We start from the raw sequence: 19,099 nt of genomic DNA on the forward strand, positions 1-19,099 counted from the left end.
TGGGAGCTTTCGTCGTCTGCCGGGTGCGGGCTTGTGGGGGCTGGTCGCGCAGTTCCCCGCGCCCCTTTCGGGGCGCTGCAGTGCCCCGTGCGAATCCCCTGACGTGCCGATCTCACCGTCCGAAATACGCGAGCCTCACCCATCCTCCTCCCCTAGCCTCTGGAGCATGATGAACGCCTCCCCCGCCCGCCGCACCGACCTGCTCGCCGCCGGTGCCGCCACCGTCACCGTGGTGCTGTGGGCCTCCGCCTTCGTGTCCATCCGCAGCGCGGGTGAGGAGTACTCGCCGGGTGCGTTGGCGCTCGGGCGGCTGCTGGCGGGAGCTCTCACGTTGGGGATCTTCTGTCTCGTACGGCGGGAAGGGTGGCCGCCGCGGGCGGCGTGGCCCGGGATCGCGATATCGGGGCTGTTGTGGTTCGGCTTTTACATGGTCGCCCTCAACTGGGGCGAGCAGCAGGTGGATGCGGGGACGGCCGCCCTGGTCGTGAACATCGGGCCGGTCCTGGTCGCGCTGCTCGCCGCGCGGCTGCTCGGTGACGCGATGCCGCCGCGGCTGCTGGCGGGCATGGCGGTGTCGTTCGCGGGTGCGGTGGCCGTGGGGCTGTCGATGTCGAGCGGGGGCGGGTCGTCGGTGCTCGGGGTGGTGCTGTGTCTGCTGGCCGCCGTCGGCTACGCGGGCGGGGTCGTGGCGCAGAAGCCCGCGCTCGGCCATGCCAGTGCGCTCCAGGTGACGACGTTCGGGTGTCTGGTCGGGGCGGTGGCCTGTCTGCCGTTCGCCGGGCAGTTGGTGTCGGACGCGGCGGACGCCCCGCTGTCGGCGACGCTCAACATGGTCTATCTCGGCGTGTTCCCGACCGCGCTGGCCTTCACGACGTGGGCCTACGCCCTGTCCCGTACGACGGCCAGCCGGATGGGCGCCACCACCTACGCCGTCCCCGCACTCGTCGTCCTGATGTCGTGGCTGGCGCTCGGCGAGGTGCCGAAGCTGCTCACGCTCGCGGGCGGGGCGCTGTGCCTGGCCGGGGTGGCGGTGTCGCGGTCGCGCGGACGGGCCACGGCGCCGGAGGTGGTGTCGGCACCGCAGCCCGAGCGGGCCTCGGAATCAGCGTGAACGTGCCCTGTCCGCAAGGACCTTGATGGACAGCAGGGCGATGACGGAGAGCCCGATGATGTAGGCCGACACCGCCATTGACGTGCCCGTGGCCTCCAGGAGCAGCACCATCACGAAGGGCGCGAGTCCGCCGCCGCACACTGCCGCGATCTGGTAGCCGAGAGAGGCGCCGGTGTAGCGCATCTCGGGCGTGAACAGCTCGGCGAACAGGGCGGCCTGGGGGCCGTACATGATGCTGAGGAAGCAGCTGGCGACGAACGTGCCGACGGCCAGCCACAGCAGCGAACCCGTGTCGATCAGCAGGAACAGCGGTACGGCCCACAGCGCGATGCCGGCCGCGCCGAACGCGTAGACCCGGATGCGGCCGACCCGGTCGGACAGGGCGGCGGACGCGGGGATGAGGATCAGCTGGGTGAGGCTGACGCAGAGGGAGACGGTGAGGACCGCGCCGCGTTTCATGTCGAGTTCGCGGGTCGTGTAGTCGAGGACGCCGGTGATGAGGATGTAGAAGGTCGCGGTGTTCACGGCGAAGGAGCCGCCGGCGAGGAGGACCGTGCCGAGGTGGTTGCGGAGGATCGTGCGCAGCGGGGAGTTCCGCTCCGCCTTCTCCTGCTCGCTCAGCTCCCGTTCTGCCGCACGGAATTCCGGGGTCTCCTCGACGCGCGTGTGGATGTACCAGGCGAGCGCGAGCACGAACAGGCCGATCAGGAACGGGATACGCCAGCCCCAGGCCGCGAACGCCGACTCGGAGGTGAACGCCCCGGCCAGCAGGAAGACGGTGTTGGCGGTCACCACGCCGATGGGTACGCCGAGTTGGACGACGCTGCCGTACACACCGCGCTTGCCCTCGGGGGCGTACTCGGTGGCCAGCAGCATCGCACCGCCCCACTGCGCGCCGACGGCGACGCCCTGTGCGACGCGGAGGAGGACCAGGAGGATCGGGGCGGCGACGCCGATCGTCTCGTACGTCGGGAGCAGGCCGATGCCGGTGGTGGCGACGCCCATCAGCGTGAGCGCGAGGACCAGCATGGGCTTGCGGCCTCGCTTGTCACCGAGCTGGCCCGCGACGATGCCGCCGAGGGGACGGGCGAGGAAGCCGACCGCGAAGGTGGCGAAGGAGGCGAGTACGCCGGCGGTGGAGCTGCCGGCGGGGAAGTACAGGTCGCCGAGGACGAGGGCGGCGGCGATGCCGAAGACGAAGTAGTCGTACCACTCGACGGCCGAGGCGAGGGCTGCCGCGGTGGCGACGCGGCGGCGATTGGCTGTGGGGAGGGCGGCCGTGGGGAGAGGCTGAGCGGAGGGGGCCATGTCCATGCGTGCACACTCCGGTGGGTGCTGGGGACGTTGGCGGCGAACGTACTGACCGGACGGTATGGCGTCAACGGTTGTGCGCGAAGGTTGCCCGGAGCACCCAGGGGGCTCCGGGCTCCCGTCTGCCTCAGAACACCACCAGCGCCCGTCCGCCCTTCCCCGCCAGCATGTGCTCGAACGCCGCCGGAATCCCGTCCAGCGCGATCCGCTCCGTCACCAGCGCTCCCAGGTCCAGGCGGCCCGCGCGGACGTGCTCGGCGAGGACCGGGAGGTCCTTCGCGGGGTCCGAGTTGCCGTAGACGCAGCCGGACAGGGTGCGGCCCCAGTGGAAGATCTCCAGGGCGTTGAAGGTGACCTGCTGGTCCTTGCCGCCGATGCCCACGACCGTGGTGCGTCCGCCGCGGCGGGTGGAGTCCCAGGCCGTGCGGATGGTCGTCGCACGGCCCACGCACTCCACGGCGACGTCGACGCCCTGCCTGCCGGTCAGGGCGCGGATCTCGCGGGCCGTGGCGTCGGAGGCGACGACGTAGTCCGTGGCGCCCGCATTCCGCGCCAACTCCTCCTTCTCCGGGGAGACATCGACCGCGACGATCTTCGACGCGCCCGCGATACGCGCCGCCTGGAGTGCCGCAAGACCCACTCCCCCGACGCCGTACACCGCCACCGTCTCCCCCGGCTGGACGCGTGCCGAGTGGTGGACGGCGCCGTAGCCGGTGAGGACCGCGCAGCCGAGGAGGGCCGCGTCGGTGAGCGGGATGCCCTCGGGGAGGGTGAGGGCGCAGGACGCGGAGACGACGGTCTCCTCGGCGAACGCGGCCACGTTGAGGCCGGGGTGCAGGTCGGTGCCGTCGGACGTGCGCCGGGCGTGGACGTCGGCGGCGCCGTTCAACGCGTTGGCGCACAGCCAGACCTCACCGAGGGCGCAGGCGTGGCAACTGCCGCAGGAAGGAGCCCAGTTGAGGACGACACGGTCACCGGGTACGAGGTGGGTGACCCCCTCGCCCACGGCGACGACCGTCCCGGCGCCTTCGTGGCCGAGGACGGCCGGGACCGGTACCCGCATGGTGCCGTTGGACAGGGACAGGTCGGAGTGGCAGACGCCGGCGGCGGCGAGGCGGACGCGGATGCGGTCCGGGCCGGGGTCGGGCAGGTCGATGTCGGTGATCTCCAGCGGGGAGCCGATGGCGGGCAGAACGGCGGCGCGGACCATGTGCGGGCTCCTCAGAACTGCAGGGACTTGGTCTGGAGGTACTCGGCCAGGCCGTGCGCACCGAGCTCCCGGCCCACGCCCGACTGCTTGTAACCACCAAAGGGGGCAAGCGGGTTGAAGCGTCCGCCGTTGATGTCGACCTGCCCGGTGTCCATACGGCGCGCGAAGGCCACCGCCTCCGACGCGTCACCCGCCCACACGGCGCCGGCGAGCCCGTAGACCGTGCCGTTGGCGATCCGCAGCGCGTCGTCCTCGTCCTCGTACCGGATGATCGACAGAACCGGCCCGAAGATCTCCTCCTGGGCGATGGTCATCTCGGGGGTGACGTCGGCGAAGACCGTGGGCGCGATGAAGTAGCCCTGCCCATACGGGGGTTCCGCGCCGCCCGCGACGATCCGGGCGCCCTCCGCGACCCCCTTCTCGATGTAACCGCGCACCCGCGCCTGCTGCTTGGCGCTCACGACGGGGCCGATGCGCTCGCCGTACTTGGCGGCGGCTGTGGCGGCCAGCTCCACCGCCTCCTCGTACTGCTCCCGGTGGACCAGCATCCGCGTCCACGCGCTGCATGTCTGGCCGGAGTTGGACATGACGTTGGCGACGCCGACGTTGACGGCCTTGGCGAGGTCGGCGCTCGGCAGGATGACGTTGGCGGACTTGCCGCCCAGCTCCAGGGCGACCTTCTTGACGGCCGCGCCCGCGGTCGCGCCGATCTGCCGTCCGACGGGCGTGGAGCCGGTGAAGGAGACCAGGTCGACGCCCGGGTGCTCGGCGAGGGCCTGGCCCGCGACCGGGCCGAGGCCGGTGACGAGGTTGAAGACACCGGCCGGGACGCCCGCCTCGTGGACCGCCTCGGCGAAGAGCTGGGCGACGAGCGGGGTGTCCTCGGCGGGCTTCAGCACGACCGTGCAGCCTGCCGCCAGTGCCGGAGCCACCTTGGCGACGATCTGGTGGAGCGGGTAGTTCCAGGGCGTGATCGCGCCGACCACGCCGATCGGCTCGTGGAAGACGGTCGAGTTGCCGACCTTCTCCTCGAAGGCGTACGTCGCCGCCAGCTCGGCGTAGGAACCCGCGACCGCGATGGGGACGGCCGCGTGGACCTTCTCGGAGAACTTCAGCGGCGAGCCGAGCTCGGCCGTGACCGTCTCGGCGATCTCGTCCTTGCGGGCCGCGAGGACGTCCCGGAGGGCGGTCAGCCGAGCGGCCCGTTCGGCGGGCGGGGTCGCGGCCCAGCCCGGGAGGGCGGCGCGGGCGGCCCGTACGGCGGTGTCGACGTCCTCGGCGGTACCGGCCGGTACCCGGCCGATGACCTGTTCGTCGGCCGGGTTCAGGACCTCGACCGCGTCCTGGCCGGCGGCGGGGCGCCAGGCGCCGTCGATGTACATGCCGTCGTGTGCCTTCATCGTGCTTCCTCCCGGGTGGGACCATGTGCTCCGAGCACCAAACTAGCGATGTTAGTTTTCGCTCGCCAGAGGGGCCTGCGCTCCCGGACCGGTCAGAAGTCGACCTGGGCCCGGTCGTCGACCCGGCCCACCGACTCCTGGCCGAAGGCCTTCTCGTAGTCCCGGCGGATCTCCTCGATCTTCCGGTCGCTCGTACCCGCCTCCGCCGCCGGATACAGCAGGATCAGCTCGTACGACCGCTCCTTCTCGATCGTGCCGCTCACGTCCTTCCACTGACCGCGCCCGCTCTGCACGGTCAGCCCGTTCGGGAAGCCGGGCGTGACCTCCTTGTCGATGAAGGCCATGAACTGCTTGTCGGTGACGGCCGGACCGCCGTCCGGGCGCGCGGTGCCGAAGAAGAGCTGGGTCTCGATGTACGGCTCCCCGCGCCGCGGCGCGGCGGAGGTCCCGTCGTCGAAGGTGGCGTAGGCGGTCGGAGCGCCGACGGCGAGCAGCAGCCCGGCCACGGCGAACGCGGCCTGAGTGCGCGTGAGTTGGAGATTCATGCACCCATGGTCGCGGGCCTCACCCGTCCAAGTCCGGCAAACGCGCCGGAGCCGGGCAGATCCGCTCGCCGTGCCGGTCGAAGACGAACAGGTGGGCGATGTCGACGAGGAGGGGGACCTGCATACCGTGCCGGAGTTCGATGTCCGGGGTGGTGCGGACGATGAGGTCGCCGGGGAGACGGCCCTCGGGCGGCGCCGGTTCGGGGGCGGCGTCCGCCGGATCCAGGACCACGACCGGTCCTGCGCGCCGCGCGCCCGCGCGCTCCCGGAGGCGGTCCAGGACCGTGCCGCCCTCGCGGCGCCGGCGCCGGACCGGGTGGGCCGGGCGCGGGGCCTCCAGCTCGGGTACGACGGCCGGATGGGAGCCGGTGTTGAAGTGGACGAGGACCTCGTGACCCTGGAACTCCACATGCTCGACCAGACCGCTGAGCACCGCCTCACCGGGCCGGGCGGACGCCGGTGTGGCGATGCGTATCGCCTCCGAGCGCAGGCCGACGATGACCTCCCGGCCCTGCTGGACGCGGAGCAACTGGTGGTCCAGGGACAGGGGTTCGGGCAGCCGCAGATACTGCTTGCCGAGGCTGATGGTCATGGCGCCGTCGAGCGGGGCGCGCACCAGGCCGCGCAGCAGGTTGATGCGCGGGATGCCGATGAAGGCGGCGACGAAGACGTTGCGGGGCAGCGCGTACACCGAGCGCGCGGTGCCGACCTGCTGGAGGATGCCGCCGCGCAGGACGGCGACCCGGTCGCCGAGCGACATGGCCTCGGCCTGGTCATGGGTGACGTACACCGTGGTGACGCCCAGCTCACGGGTGAGGGCGGATATTTCGGCCCGCAGGTGGTTGCGGAGCTTGGCGTCGAGGTTGGACAGCGGCTCGTCCATCAGGAACGCGGAGGGGTGCCGGGCGATGGCGCGGCCCATGGCGACGCGCTGGCGTTCGCCGCCGGAGAGCTGGCCGGGAAGGCGGTCCAGGAGGTCCTCGATGCCCAGCATGCGGGCGGTGGCGTCCACGCGCGGGCGCGGGTCCGCGCCGGGCGCCTCGAAACGCAGCGGGAAGCCGATGTTGTCGCGGCTGGTCATGCTCGGGTACAGCGCGAAGTTCTGGAAGACCATCGCCATGTCCCGCCCGGACGGCGGCAGATCGTTGGCGTACTCGCCGTCGAGCAGCAGCTCGCCCTCGGTGATCTCCTCCAGCCCCGCGATCATTCTGAGCACGGTGGACTTCCCGCACCCGGACGGCCCGAGCAGCACCAGGAACTCACCGGGCTCGATGTCCAGCGACAGCCGGTCCACCACACGGACACCATGGTCGTAGACCTTGCTCACATCGTGCAGAGAGATGGCGCGTGTCATGACAGGTGCCCCCGAGGGCTCCGCGGTCGAAATACCCCGTGCGGGTTGAACGAGGCCGTGAGTCACGGAAGTTAACGGAATGTGCGCGGTCGGGGAAGAGGTTGGTCACTTTGTGGCGGTCAGGTGGGCGAAGACCACCACGTTGCTGGTGTAGCCCGAGCGCCGGCTGAAGAGGCCACCGCAGGTGATCACGCGGAGTTCCGGGCGCTCGGTCGGGCCGTAGACCTCCTTGTCGGGGAAGTCGGCCTTGTCGAAGACCTTCACCCGGTCCACGGTGTAGACGGCGGTACGGCCGTCCGCGCGCCGCGCCTCGATCGGCTTGCCGGGCTTCACCTCGGCCAGCCCGGCGAAGACGGCGCGGCCGGTCCTGGTGTCGCGGTGGCCGACGGCGATCGCGGTGCCGGGCTCGCCGGGGGTGGGGCCGCCCTCGTACCAGCCGACGAGCTTCGGCTTGTCGATCGGGGGTGTCTCCAGCTCCCGGTCCCGGTCGAGCCCGAGGCCCGTGATCGGGGCGTCGATGCCGAGGGACGGGATGCGGAGGGTCGTCGGCCGGGACCGGGGCAGCGGGCGGAGCGGGGGCGTGGGCGTGGGACGGCGGGCGGCGCGGACGGGGTGAGCGGAGGGGGCGGGGCGGGCCGGGCCGGGGGCCGCCACGGTGGCCGGGCCGTCGGCTCCCTCCGGCGCCACCGGCATGACCGGCCTCTCGCACCGCACCCCCACCGTGACCAGGACGACCGCGAGCAGGGCCGTCCTGGTCAGGCGGTAGGCGCGAGTCCGGTGCCAGGGCCTGCGTCTGCGCCTACGCGGCACCATGGGGCCGGCGGCGGTTCATCCGGAAGTACACGGTGCCGCCGAGGGCGACCACGGCCGCCGCGCCGGTCACCGGCGCGAACGCGGCGGCGCTGTCGACGAGACCGCCGCCGCCCGCGTGCACACCGCCCCGTGGGCCGCGGTGGTCGCCCGGCCCCCAGGCCGCGTCGGCGCGTTGGTGATCCTCGATGCGGTTGCGGTCGCGGCAGTTGACGCGGAAGACCTTCTCCTTGGGGGCGCCCAGCACGATCCAGGTGATCTTGTACTGCCCGTCCGCGAGCCTCAGCTGGTCGGTGTGACCGGCGCCCCCGCCGAGCTGGATGGTGCCGGCGACGGTGGCGGCGGTGGGCAGTGGAGGCTGCGGCGTGATGGTGTAGGCGATGGCGGGGAGGACGTCGAAGTTGACGGCGTCGAGATAGAACCTGCAGACCACCGGCTCGTCTCTCGAGTCCCCGAAGGGCACGCCCACGCTGTGGATCCTGATGTCGCCGTTCTCCCCTTGGGCCGACGCCGTCGGCGCCGCCACCCATGACGCGCCCGCCGCGGTAAGGGCAGTGAGGACGACAGTGGCGCCCGCGCGGCGGCGGAAGGTACGTGTGGGTGTCAGGGTGGGCATGCGCGCTCCTCCGATTCAGACGATTTTCATACAAATCGTTCTTTCGCCTGACTCTCCGTTACGCGCACTGCGACTCGCCGTACCGGCACCGGCGCGTCGTCAGATATCACTCGTCCGGCGGAATCTGGAGCGCTTCGGCCGCTCCCGCGCGGCCGGTCCGTCCCCTTCCGGCCGTCCCGGCCGCCCCGGAGACCGCAGCGCGACCCCCGCCGACAGCAGCAACAGACCCCCCAGCATCACGAACGGCGCCGCCACGCCCGCGACCCCCGCGACCAGGCCCGCGGTCGCCGGCGCGGCGACCTGGCCGAGGCGGTTGCCGGTCAGCCGGAGTGCGAGGGCCGTGGAGCGGGCGCCGTCGGGGGCCGCCTGGACGACCGTCGTCATGGACAGCGGCTGGCCGACGCCGAGACAGAAGCCGAGGGCGACGAGGATCAGGGCCAGCGCCCACACCGGCACCGGCAGCGCGATGCCCGCGCACAGCAGGGCCGCCAGCACACAGGTCAGGGTGAGCAGCAGCGTCCGGCCCAGCAGCCTCAGCAGCGGGGTCAGCACCAGACGGCACGCGATCGTGGCCGCCGCACGCAGGCTGAGCAGCACGCCGATGACCGACGGCGCGATACCCCGGTGCTCGCCGACCACCGGCAGATAGGCGGTGAGGATGTCGGTCGCGGACAGTACGGAGAGGCTGATGAGGATGCCCGCGGGGACACCCCGGGCACGCAGGATGCGCTGGACGGGGATGCGATCGCCCTGCCCGCTACGGGACTTGGCGGTCGTACGGTGCTCGATCCGCCACAGCGAAGTGAACGCGACCGCCGCCCCCGCACCCGCGACCAGCAGCGCGAGAGCGCTGGTCCCGGCCATGTCCCGGCCGCCGATCAGCGCGCCCGCCGCGATCGGGCCGACCAGTTGGCCGAGCGAGGCGCCGATGGTGAAGTGGCCGAAGTTGCGGTCCTGTTCGTGGGGCGCGGACTGGCGGGCCACCAGGGACTGGGCGCCGATGACGAAGCTGAGGTGACCGAGGCCCATCACTCCGCTCCAGATCGCCATCGCCCAGAGGGAGTCGACGAGACCGCTGAGCGCGCAGCCGCCGGATATCAGGACCACGCCGGCGGGCAGCAGGGGCGCACAGCGGCCGTGGTCGGTACGGCGGCCCAGCGGGACGGCGGCGAACAGCGGGAGCAGGGCGTACACACCCGCGATGACGCCGACCGCCCGCTCGTCGGCGCCCAGCGCGAGCGCCCGGTAGGAGACGGCGGGCCGGGCCATCGACACCGCCCCCTGCGCGAAGCTGAAGGCGATGACGAGGCGGAGCAGCCAGCCGCGGTTCCCACCGGGCGCCATGGTCAAGTCCTCCGTGGCGGTACGTCAGATGATTCCGAAGAGGATGCCTGCCCCGAGGATGATCAGACATGTGAGCGCCGCCCACTTCACCACGAACCTCGTGTGGTCGCCGAACTCCACCTTGGCCATGCCGACCAGGACATAGACGGCCGGGACGAGCGGGCTCGACATGTGCAGCGGCTGGCCGACCAGGGAGGCCCGGGCCATCTCCAGCGGGGAGACGCCGTGGGCGGCACCGGCCTCGGCGAGGACCGGCAGGACACCGAAGTAGAAGCCGTCGTTCGACATGAAGTAGGTGAGCGGAAGGCTCAGCAGACCGGTGACCAGGGCCATGTGCGGGCCCATGCCCTCGGGGATGACGTCCACCATCCACTTCGCCATGTGGTCGACCATGCCGGTGCCCTGGAGGACGCCGGTGAAGACGGCGGCGGCGAAGACCATGCCGGAGACGTTGAGGACGTTCTCGGCGTGGGCGCCGATGCGGGCCTTCTGGTCGGGCATGTGCGGGAAGTTGACGGTCAGCACCAGGGCCGCGCCGAGCAGGAACAGCACCGGGATCGGCAGCCACTCCATGATCATGGCGGTGAGCAGGACCACCGTGAGCAGCGCGTTGAACCAGTACAGCTTGGGGCGCAGGGTGGGCCGGGCCGGGTCGAGGACCTGGAGCATACGGTCGTCGTCCGCGTCGGGCGCGTCGGCGTCCGTGCCGGAGCCCGACCCGCCGGTGGCCACCGGGCTCTTGCCGGAACCTCCGGCGCCCACGAGAACGGTCTCCGTCTCCTTCTCGTCCACCAGCACCTCGTCCAGCGTCAGCGTGCCGAGCCGCTTGCGCTCGCGCATGCCGAGGACGTACGAGAGCACGAAGACGCCGAGGAGGCCGACGGCGAGGGCCGGGATCATCGGGACGAAGATGTCGCTGGCGTCCAGCTTGAGGGCGGTGGCGGCACGGGCCGTCGGGCCGCCCCACGGCAGGGTGTTCATCACGCCGTTGGCCATCGCGGCGATACCGGTCATGACGACCAGGCTCATCTTGAGGCGCTTGTACAGCGGGTACATCGCCGAGACCGTGATCATGAAGGTGGTCGAGCCGTCGCCGTCGAGCGAGACGATGGCGGCGAGTACGGCGGTGCCGACGACGATGCGCATCGGGTCGGCCTTGCAGAACTTGAGGATCCCCCGGACGATCGGGTCGAAGAGCCCGACGTCGATCATCACTCCGAAGTAGACGATCGCGAACATGAGCATCGCCGCGGTCGGGGCAAGGCTGGTCACGCCGTCGATGACATAGTCACCGAGCTTGGCGCCCTTCCCGACGAACACGCAGAACAGTGCCGGGATCAGCACGAGCGCCGCGATCGGCGACATCTTCTTCATCATGATCAGGACCAGGAAGGTCGCGATCATGGCGAAGCCGAGGATGGTCAGCATGAGTGGATACCTAACGTTCGCCCTTGAACTCCCACCGGAGTCGGCAGTGCGATGACGTTAGGTCCCGTCGAACGGCGTTAACAAGACGTTGACATGCGAGCAATAAGCGCAAAACTCCTGGTCACGGCTTTGCTCAGGTCAGCGGGGTGAGCTTTTCGGTCACAGCTTCGGTCGCGGCGGAGATTTCCACGGGCACTCCGTTGAGGACCGCGTTGCCCGACAGCAGGTCGAGCAGACTGCCGTCGAGGAGCTGGTTGACGTTGACGCCGGGGTCGGTGGAGGCGTGGCGGAGCCGGGTGCCGGGACGGTCGTGGCCCCACCCGTGCGGCAGGCTGACCACGCCCTGCCGGACGCCGTCGGTGACCTCGGCCGGGGCGGTCACCTCTCCCCCGGCGCCCTTCAGCCGCACCGGCGCCCCGTCGCGCACGCCGAGGCGTTCGGCGTCGGCGGGGTGGATGTGCAGGGTGCAGCGGTTGGTGCCGCCGGTGAGGGCGGGCACGTTGTGCATCCAGCTGTTGTTGGAGCGCAGATGGCGGCGGCCGATCAGAACGAGTCCGTCGGGCCGCTCGTCGAGGGCACGCGTCAGCCGGGGCAGGTCGTCGGCGATCGGCCGCGGCAGCAGCTCGATCTTGCCGCTCCTGGTCTTCAGCGGCTGCGGCAGCCGCGGGCGCAGCGGTCCGAGGTCGATGCCGTGCGGATGCGCCAGGACCTTCTCCAGGGTCAGGCCGTCCGGTCGTACGCCGAACCCGTCGCCGTAGGGGCCGAGGCGCAGCATCATGTCGAGCCGCCGCTCGGGGCCGTTCTCCCCGGTGAGCTGCTCCGCCAGTTCCTGGGCGTCCCTGCCGTGCACGGGAGAGTGCGGCTCCTTGACGGCCTTGCCCAGGGTCTGCTGTACGACCATCGCGTCCACGGCCGCGGGGTCGGCGCCGTGCATGCCGGTCGCCGCAAGCGTGAGCCGGGCGAGGATCTCGCTCTCGGACATACGGCCGGGTTCGAGCGGGACGGCCGCGCGGGTGTAGCGGACCTGGTTGCGTACGGCGAAGGCGTTGAAGGCGAAGTCGTGGTGGGCGCTCTGGGAGGGCGGGGGCGGCGGCAGGACGACGTGGGCGTGGCGGGAGGTCTCGTTGAGGTAGGGGTCGACGCTGACCATGAAGTCGAGTGAGTCGAGGGCCTTGTCGAGCCGGTCGCCGTCGGGGGCGGACAGCACCGGGTTGGCGGCGACGGCGACGAGGGCCCGGACCGGCTCGCCCTCGGGTGTCGCGGTGTCGATCTCCTCGGCGAGCGCGGACAGCGGCAACTCGCCCTTGGCCTCGGGGTGTTTGCTGACGCGGGAGTGCCAGCGGGCGAGCTGGAAGCCGCGGCCGGGTCCGGCGGGCCGGGGCGTCTTGTCGGTGGCCGCCTGCGGGAAGAGCGCGCCGCCGGGGCGGTCGAGGTTGCCGGTGAGGATGTTGAGGACGTCGACGAGCCAGCTGGCCAGGGTGCCGTGCGAGACGGTGCAGCTGCCGATGCGGGCGTAGACGGCGGCGGTGGGGGCGGCGGCGAGTTCGCGGGCGAGGGCACGGATGACACCGGCGTCGATGTCGCAGGCGGCGGTGACGGCTTCGGGGGTGAAGTGCCGTACGGCGTCCCGGAGTTCTTCGACGCCCTGCACATGGGGCGTCAGGTCTCCGAGGTCGACGAGGTCCTCCTCGAAGAGGACGTACGTCATCGCCGCGAGCAGCAGGGCGTCCGTGCCGGGCCGGATCGCGAGGTGTCGGTCGGCGAGTTTGGCGGTGCGGGTGCGGCGCGGGTCGATGACGGTGAGGGTGCCGCCGCGGGCCTTGAGGGCCTTGAGCTTGCCGGGGAAGTCGGGGGCGGTGCACAGACTCCCGTTGGATTCCAGGGGGTTGGCGCCGATGAGGAGCAGGTGGTCGGTGTGGTCCAGGTCGGGTACGGGGATCGCGAGGGCGTCGCCGTAGAGGAGCCCGCTGGAGACGTGCTTGGGCATCTGGTCGACCGTGGAGGCGGAGAACAGGCTGCGGGTGCCGAGGCCGGCGAGCAGCACGGGCGGGTAGAGGGCGCCGGCCATGGTGTGGACGTTCGGGTTGCCGAGGACGACGCCGACGGAATTGGCGCCGTAGCGCTCGACGACCGGCCGGATTCCGGCCGCGACCGCGTCGAACGCCTCCTGCCAGGTGGCCTCGCGCAGCTCGCCGTCCTTGCGGACGAGGGGTGTGCGCAGCCGGTCGGGGTCGCCGTCGACAGCGCCGAAGGAGGCGCCCTTCGGGCAGATGAACCCCTCGCTGAACACATCGTCGCGATCACCGCGGGCACCGGTGACACGGGTGCCCTCGATGGTGAGGGTCAGCCCGCAGGTGGCCTCACACAGGGGGCAGATTCGCAGGGCGGTGCGGGACACGGGTCCTCCCGGGGGCGGCGGCAACGGTGACGCACGAACTGCGGTCGAGCATACCGACCGGTATGCACAAGGGGGAGGGTCTGCCGGGGGTGAGGTCGGAAACCCGCGAGGGCCGGAGGGCCGCGGGGATCAGTCCAGGACGCGCGCCAGGTACGCCCGCAGCAGCTCCCGCGCCTCCTCGATGATCTTCTCGTCACCCTCGGGGGCCACCCGGAAGGCCAGGTGGACGAGGGTGTCGGCGGTTTCCACGGCGATGAGGAAGGTGCGCCGCAGATCCTCGTCGGGGGTGCGGTCGAGATAGCCGGAGAGCAGGTCGGTGAGGCGGTCGGCGACGCGATGGTTGGGCTCGGAGTGCCGGGTGCCGACCGGGATCTGGTTGCCGAAGTCGACGAGGGAGAAGCCGGGCGCGGTGCGCTTCATGGCGAGGTACTCGTCGAGGACGGTGTCCATCGCGACCCGCCAGCCTCCGTCGCCGGTCTCCTCGAGGCGGGCGGTGACGCGTTCGGTGTAGCGCTCGAGGTTGCGCTGGGCCAGCGCGTCGGCCATCTGCCGCTTGTTGCCGAAGAAGCGGTAGACCGAGCCGATGGGGACGCCCGCGCGCTGGGCGACGGCACGGGTGCTCAGGTCGTCGTAGCCGACCTCGTCGAGGAGGTCGGCGCAGGCGTCGAGGATCCTGGTCAGCCGTTCGGCGCTGCGCCGCTGGATGGGCGCACGACGGAGCGATGTCGCATGGGGCACGGGTTTCATGATGCCTCTCCGTCTGGCCCGGGTGAACCTCGCCCCCGTTGTCGGGCACATTCACCGTCCGGCGGGTGCGCTCGTGGGCGCCGTCGGCCCCGGCTGCGACGCCGTGATGTCGGCCGTGCTCTCGACGGGCTCGCCGTCCACGGCCCACACCGTGCCGTCGTCGGCGTAGAGCCGGGCGGTGACGTGGTGCGTGCCGCGCTGGACGAGGTCGGCCGAGAAGCGGTACTCGGGTGCGCGGAGCCGGGCGATGCGGCGGCCGTCGACGAAGAGATGCGCGAGACCCCGGCCGGGCACGGCCTCGGCTCTGGTGCCGGGCGGCGAGAAGCGGAAGTTGTGGACCGTCAGGCGTACGTCCCAGCCCTGGTCGGCGTCCGGCTGCACCTCGATGCCGACCTCGGGTGCGTCCTCTTCGTCCACCTCGCGGTAGCGCCGCCCCTCGTCGTCGGTGTCGTCGAGGAGCTCGCCGACCGGTGACATCGATTCCCCGTTCTTCCGGCTCACGCCCTCGCCCGCGCCACCGGAGCCGCAGCCCGCCGCTCCGGCGAAGAGCAGGACACAGACCGCGAGCGCTGCGAGCAGTACGCGCGTCCACGACATGCCGGGAGCGTAGAACATCGGTCCGACACCCCGAATCCCCCTGGAGTCTGGTTCTCGGCGTACACCGTGAGGAGGTCATGCAGTCCCTCTTGCGCCCGCGAAACCGCAATCCTACGGTGGAGCATAGGAATAAGATCGCAAGGGAGCACTGATCATGAGCGGGGACGCACGGAAGACCGCCGAGGGGCTGGCCTACCTCTCCGGTTTCGGCAATGAGCACAGCTCCGAGGCCGTCCCGGGCGCCCTGCCCGAGGGCCGCAACTCGCCCCAGCGAGCCCCGCTCGGGCTGTACGCGGAACAGCTCAGCGGTACGGCGTTCACCGAGCCCCGCGCCCACAACCGCCGCTCCTGGCTGTACCGGATCCGCCCCTCGGCCGCGCATGCCGCGTTCACGCGCACGGAGAACGGCTCGATCCGTACGGCGCCCTTCACGGAGTCGGTACCGGACCCGAACCGGCTGCGCTGGAACCCCCTGCCCGAGCCGCCGGCCGGCACGGACTTCCTGCGGGGCCTGTGGACCCTGGGCGGCAACGGCGACGCCACCCAGCGCACCGGCATCGCCGTGCACCTCTATCACGCCAACTCCTCCATGGACCGCGTCTTCAGCGACGCCGACGGAGAGCTGCTGATCGTGCCAGAGCACGGCGGGCTGCTGCTGCGCACGGAGTTCGGGCTGCTGCATGTGGAGCCGGGACATGTGGCGCTGGTTCCTCGTGGGGTGCGCTTCCGTGTGGAGCTGCTGGATGCTTCCGCCCGGGGTTATGTGTGCGAGAACTACGGGGCACCGTTCCAGCTGCCCGACCTCGGCCCGATCGGCGCCAACGGGCTCGCCAACGCCCGGGATTTCCGGGCGCCCGTGGCCGCGTACGAGGATGTCGAGGGTCCGGTCGAGGTGGTGAACAAGTTCTGCGGGAACCTGTGGACGGCCACCTATGACCACTCCCCCCTCGATGTGGTCGCCTGGCACGGCAACCATGTGCCGTACGCCTATGATCTGCGCCGCTTCAATGTGCTCGGCACCATCAGCTACGACCACCCGGACCCGTCGATCTTCACGGTGCTGACATCGCCGAGCGACACCCCGGGGCTCGCGGGCGTGGACTTCGTCGTGTTCGCGCCGCGCTGGCTGGTGGGCGAGGACACGTTCCGGCCGCCGTACTTCCACCGGAACGTGATGAGCGAGTACATGGGGCTCATCGAGGGGGCGTACGACGCGAAGGCGGAGGGCTTTGTGCCCGGCGGCGGGTCGCTGCACAACATGATGTCGGCGCACGGCCCGGACCGTGAGACCTTCGACCGCGCGAGCGCCGCCGAGCTGCGGCCGCACAAGGTCGACGACGGGCTGGCGTTCATGTTCGAGACCCGCTGGCCGGTGACGCTCACTGCGCAGGCGGCCGGGGCGGAGCATCTGCAGCGCGGGTACGACGACGTGTGGCGGGGCCTCGAACGCCACTTCCGCCCCTTGCACTGAGGATCCCCTGCCGGTACGGATGGCTCAATGACCTCCTTCGCCCCGGACTCGATCGTCCTGAACCGCAAGCTGCCGCTCTGGTATCAGGTGTCGCAGTCGCTGCGCGCGTCGATACTCGGCCGCTCGCCCCAGGACCCGCTGCGGCTGCCGACCGAGGAGCAGCTGGCGGGGCACTACGGCGTGAGCGTGCTGACCATGCGGCAGGCGCTGAAGGAGCTGGAGGACGAGGGGCTGATCACCCGCCATCGCCGTCGCGGCACGTTCATCGAGCCGGATGCCAAAAGGGGCGCCCCCGTGCGGCTGCTCGGCTCCGTGGACGCGATCGTGGCCCAGCAGTCCGGCATGACGACCGAGCTCCTCGACCACGGCAAGGCGCCGGCACCCGCCGAACTCGCCGTGTACTTCCCGGAGATGGACGAGGTGGCGACGTACCACCGCCTGCGCAGCGACGAGAAGACGGGCGAGCCGACCAACCACGCCCGCAACTACGTGCGCCCCGAACTGGCCACGCGCATCGATCCCGCCGATCTGCTGCGCTGGCCGATGACCAAGGTGCTGCGGGACGTCGTCGGGGCGGACATCAGCCGCATCACGGACACCGTGCAGGCCAGGCTCGCCGACCCGGAGACGGCCCGGCTGCTCCAGGTCCCGCTGCTCAGCCCGATCCTGCACTACACGGGCGTGACCTACGACGTGGACGGCCGGGTCCTGGACGCGGCAGTGATCCACTACCGAGGGGACCGCTTCTCGTTCACGGTGACCCTCGATGCGTAGCGCTCCGCTGGAGGGGCGGTTCTTTGTCTGCGGGTCCGGTGGGGGCTGGTCGCGCCCACGCGGCGGAGCCGCAAATCGATACAGCCCTGCGCCCCTGCGGGGCGCTTGTACCATGCCCAGCGTGACGCACGACGACGCTCCGCTGCTGGCGGATCTCATGCCGTGGTCCGTCGCATCGCCGCGGATCGGGCGGGGGTGGCCGACGGGTCCCGATGCGGCGTCCCTGAAAGCTCGGTGGGATGCGTTGGTGAAGGCCGAGGGGCCGGATCGGGAGGCGTTGTTCGAGCCGACCCGGTCGCGGACGCTGCACTCGGCGGTCGGGCAGTTGCCGGGGCAGTCCAGTGGTACGGAGAAGCTGGCCCGGGCCGCCGGGCCCTGCCCGGAACCCGTGCGAGTGCTGCGCGCGCCCTTCGATGAGCAGTGGCTGATCCCCGATCACCGGCTGATCGACGTGGCCCGGCCGGAGTTGTGGCGGGTGGTGGACGAGCGGCAGGTGTTCGTCGCTGAGACGGCGTGCGGCGGGGGCGGGCCGGTTCTCCTGGCGACTTCGCTGTTGCCGCTGCTGCGGCCCGGCCGTGTCCGGCCGCTGTATCGCCGTCCGGGCGGGGTGGAACCGAACCTGGCGCCGGGCCTGTTGGAGTTCCTGGGTGAGCGTCTGGGCGAGGTGCCTGAGCCGGCGGACGTGCTGGCCTGGATCATGGCGGCGGTCCGTGTCGACCTCGCCGTGCCCCTGACCGGGGACCCCGAACTCTGGGCGTTGGGCGTGGAGTCGGGCCGTCGGGCGCTCCGGCTGATGTGCCGCGACGGCGAGCGCCCGAAGCTCCCCGGCGGTCGCCGACCGTATGTCCGCGCCCCGCTTCCCGCCCGGCCGCACACCCTTCTCTACGACCGTGAGGAGGAGGCCCTGCAGATCGACGAGGGCCGTATCTCCCCGGTGCCGCCCGAGGCCTGGGACTTCGAGGTGAGCGGGGTCCGGGTGCTGGAGGAATGGTTCACGGCACGGACGGCACCCGCCGAACCACCGGGCACCCTCGAGGCGATCCGCCCGGCCACCTGGCCCCAGACCTGGACCTCGGAGCTGCTCGAGCTGATCACCGTACTGGCCCTGCTCTCCGAAGTCCCGCCCCTCCCCGACCCGTTGACGTCCCCGGTGACCACGGCCGACCTGCACAAGGCGGGCGTACTCCCACCGCCGGCCCCGTCCCGCCGCCCGGCGTCCGTACTGGACGCACACGAGGAGGGACCGGAGGGCCAGCTCACGCTGATCTAACGCAGATCCGGGTCGAAGGCGTCCAGTACCCGTCCCAGCGCCCGCTCGAACACCGCCTCCAGGTCGATCGGTCCGCTCTGCTCCATGAAGGCCGCGGCCAGTCGCGGATACGCGCCGGTGGCCACCTGGCTGCCGAGGTAGGCGATACGGACCGCGTTCTCCTCCTCCTCGGACCAGGGCATGGAACGGGTGCGCTCGGCGGTGGCGATCTCGTTCGCGGTGTACGTGGTCACCACGCCGTTGAGCAGCGCGACCAGCTCCATCTTGGTGCTGTACGGGAGGCCGAGCGGTTCGAGGCAGTCCAGGCAGTGCTCCAGATAGCGCAGGGTGTTGGGGCTGAAGCCGTACACGCCCGACATCAGCCGCGGCACCCAGGTGTGGCGGTGCATGATGGCGCGCGTCTCGCGCGCGTTGCGGAGCATGTCGGCGCGCCAGTCGCCCGAGGGCTCCCGGATGTCGTGCTCGGCACCGATGGCATCGATCATCAGCTCGTACAGGTCCTCCTTGCGGGGGACGTAGTTGTAGAGCGACATCGTGCCGCAGCCCAGCTCACCGGCCACCCGCCGCATCGAGACCGCGTCCAGGCCCTCCGCATCGGCGATCCGCACCGCCGCCGCCGCGATGTCGGCGCGTGTGTACGCGGGTTTCGGCCCCCGGCCCGTCCGCTCGGGACGTGCCCAGATCACTTCGGGTTCGGCCGCTCGGCCCGCCAT

Annotated in this window: 17 protein-coding genes; 4 read left to right on the forward strand and 13 right to left on the reverse strand. The window is 71.4% G+C overall.

Features of this window, described 5'->3' with window-relative positions; translation table 11 throughout:
* Positions 1-169 precede the first annotated feature (169 nt).
* Positions 170-1,111, forward strand: coding sequence for a DMT family transporter (locus QQY66_RS09255; protein WP_301987240.1), 942 nt, complete (start codon positions 170-172; stop codon positions 1,109-1,111).
* Here the strand turns inward: QQY66_RS09255 and QQY66_RS09260 are convergent.
* The 12 genes from QQY66_RS09260 to QQY66_RS09315 form a co-directional block, all read right to left on the reverse strand.
* Positions 1,103-2,425, reverse strand: coding sequence for an MFS transporter (locus QQY66_RS09260; protein ID WP_301978644.1), 1,323 nt, complete (start codon positions 2,423-2,425; stop codon positions 1,103-1,105). The two genes, QQY66_RS09255 and QQY66_RS09260, sit on opposite strands and share 9 nt — an antisense overlap.
* A gap of 124 nt (positions 2,426-2,549) precedes the next feature.
* Entirely contained in the window at positions 2,550-3,632 is a 1,083-nt protein-coding gene (locus QQY66_RS09265; RefSeq protein WP_301978645.1) for a Zn-dependent alcohol dehydrogenase, read from the reverse strand.
* 11 nt (positions 3,633-3,643) lie between these two features.
* A complete protein-coding gene (locus tag QQY66_RS09270) occupies positions 3,644-5,032 on the reverse strand; it encodes an aldehyde dehydrogenase family protein (RefSeq protein WP_301978646.1) in 1,389 nt (462 codons plus the stop codon).
* A 92-nt stretch (positions 5,033-5,124) separates the two neighbouring features.
* Positions 5,125-5,577, reverse strand: a complete 453-nt coding sequence (locus tag QQY66_RS09275; protein ID WP_301978647.1) for a DUF3574 domain-containing protein — start codon at positions 5,575-5,577, stop codon at positions 5,125-5,127.
* 19 nt (positions 5,578-5,596) lie between these two features.
* A complete protein-coding gene (locus QQY66_RS09280) occupies positions 5,597-6,931 on the reverse strand; it encodes an ABC transporter ATP-binding protein (protein WP_301978649.1) in 1,335 nt (444 codons plus the stop codon).
* Positions 6,932-7,036: 105 nt separating this feature from the next.
* Positions 7,037-7,744, reverse strand: coding sequence for a class F sortase (locus QQY66_RS09285; protein WP_301978650.1), 708 nt, complete (start codon positions 7,742-7,744; stop codon positions 7,037-7,039).
* Positions 7,731-8,357: a hypothetical protein gene (locus QQY66_RS09290; RefSeq protein ID WP_301978651.1), complete on the reverse strand. Its 627-nt coding sequence runs from the start codon at positions 8,355-8,357 to the stop codon at positions 7,731-7,733. The genes QQY66_RS09285 and QQY66_RS09290 overlap by 14 nt, the downstream gene beginning before the upstream one ends.
* A gap of 99 nt (positions 8,358-8,456) precedes the next feature.
* Positions 8,457-9,701, reverse strand: a complete 1,245-nt coding sequence (locus tag QQY66_RS09295) for an MFS transporter (protein ID WP_301978652.1) — start codon at positions 9,699-9,701, stop codon at positions 8,457-8,459.
* 24 nt (positions 9,702-9,725) lie between these two features.
* Positions 9,726-11,129 carry a CitMHS family transporter gene (locus QQY66_RS09300; RefSeq protein WP_301978653.1) on the reverse strand — a complete coding sequence of 468 codons (1,404 nt, stop codon included), beginning with the start codon at positions 11,127-11,129 and terminating at the stop codon, positions 9,726-9,728.
* 133 nt (positions 11,130-11,262) lie between these two features.
* Complete coding sequence (locus QQY66_RS09305) at positions 11,263-13,527, reverse strand: molybdopterin-dependent oxidoreductase (protein WP_301978654.1); 2,265 nt, start codon at positions 13,525-13,527, stop codon at positions 11,263-11,265.
* A gap of 129 nt (positions 13,528-13,656) precedes the next feature.
* Entirely contained in the window at positions 13,657-14,274 is a 618-nt protein-coding gene (locus tag QQY66_RS09310) for a TetR/AcrR family transcriptional regulator (RefSeq protein WP_301978655.1), read from the reverse strand.
* Between the two features lie 51 nt (positions 14,275-14,325).
* Positions 14,326-14,871: a hypothetical protein gene (locus QQY66_RS09315; protein ID WP_301978656.1), complete on the reverse strand. Its 546-nt coding sequence runs from the start codon at positions 14,869-14,871 to the stop codon at positions 14,326-14,328.
* Between the two features lie 154 nt (positions 14,872-15,025).
* Here QQY66_RS09315 and hmgA point away from each other — a divergent pair, with 154 nt between their 5' ends.
* From hmgA to QQY66_RS09330, 3 genes are all read left to right on the forward strand, one after another.
* Positions 15,026-16,342 (forward strand): homogentisate 1,2-dioxygenase, encoded by a 1,317-nt coding sequence (gene hmgA / locus QQY66_RS09320; RefSeq protein WP_301978657.1) that lies wholly within the window; start codon positions 15,026-15,028, stop codon positions 16,340-16,342.
* A 27-nt stretch (positions 16,343-16,369) separates the two neighbouring features.
* Positions 16,370-17,116, forward strand: a complete 747-nt coding sequence (locus QQY66_RS09325) for a GntR family transcriptional regulator (protein WP_301978658.1) — start codon at positions 16,370-16,372, stop codon at positions 17,114-17,116.
* Between the two features lie 112 nt (positions 17,117-17,228).
* Positions 17,229-18,386, forward strand: a complete 1,158-nt coding sequence (locus QQY66_RS09330; protein WP_301978659.1) for a type ISP restriction/modification enzyme — start codon at positions 17,229-17,231, stop codon at positions 18,384-18,386.
* Here the strand turns inward: QQY66_RS09330 and QQY66_RS09335 are convergent.
* Positions 18,383-19,099 (reverse strand): TetR/AcrR family transcriptional regulator C-terminal domain-containing protein, encoded by a 717-nt coding sequence (locus tag QQY66_RS09335; RefSeq protein WP_301978661.1) that lies wholly within the window; start codon positions 19,097-19,099, stop codon positions 18,383-18,385. The two genes, QQY66_RS09330 and QQY66_RS09335, sit on opposite strands and share 4 nt — an antisense overlap.

Origin of the sequence: Streptomyces sp. DG2A-72 (genome assembly GCF_030499575.1) — a bacterium.
Lineage (GTDB): Bacteria > Actinomycetota > Actinomycetes > Streptomycetales > Streptomycetaceae > Streptomyces.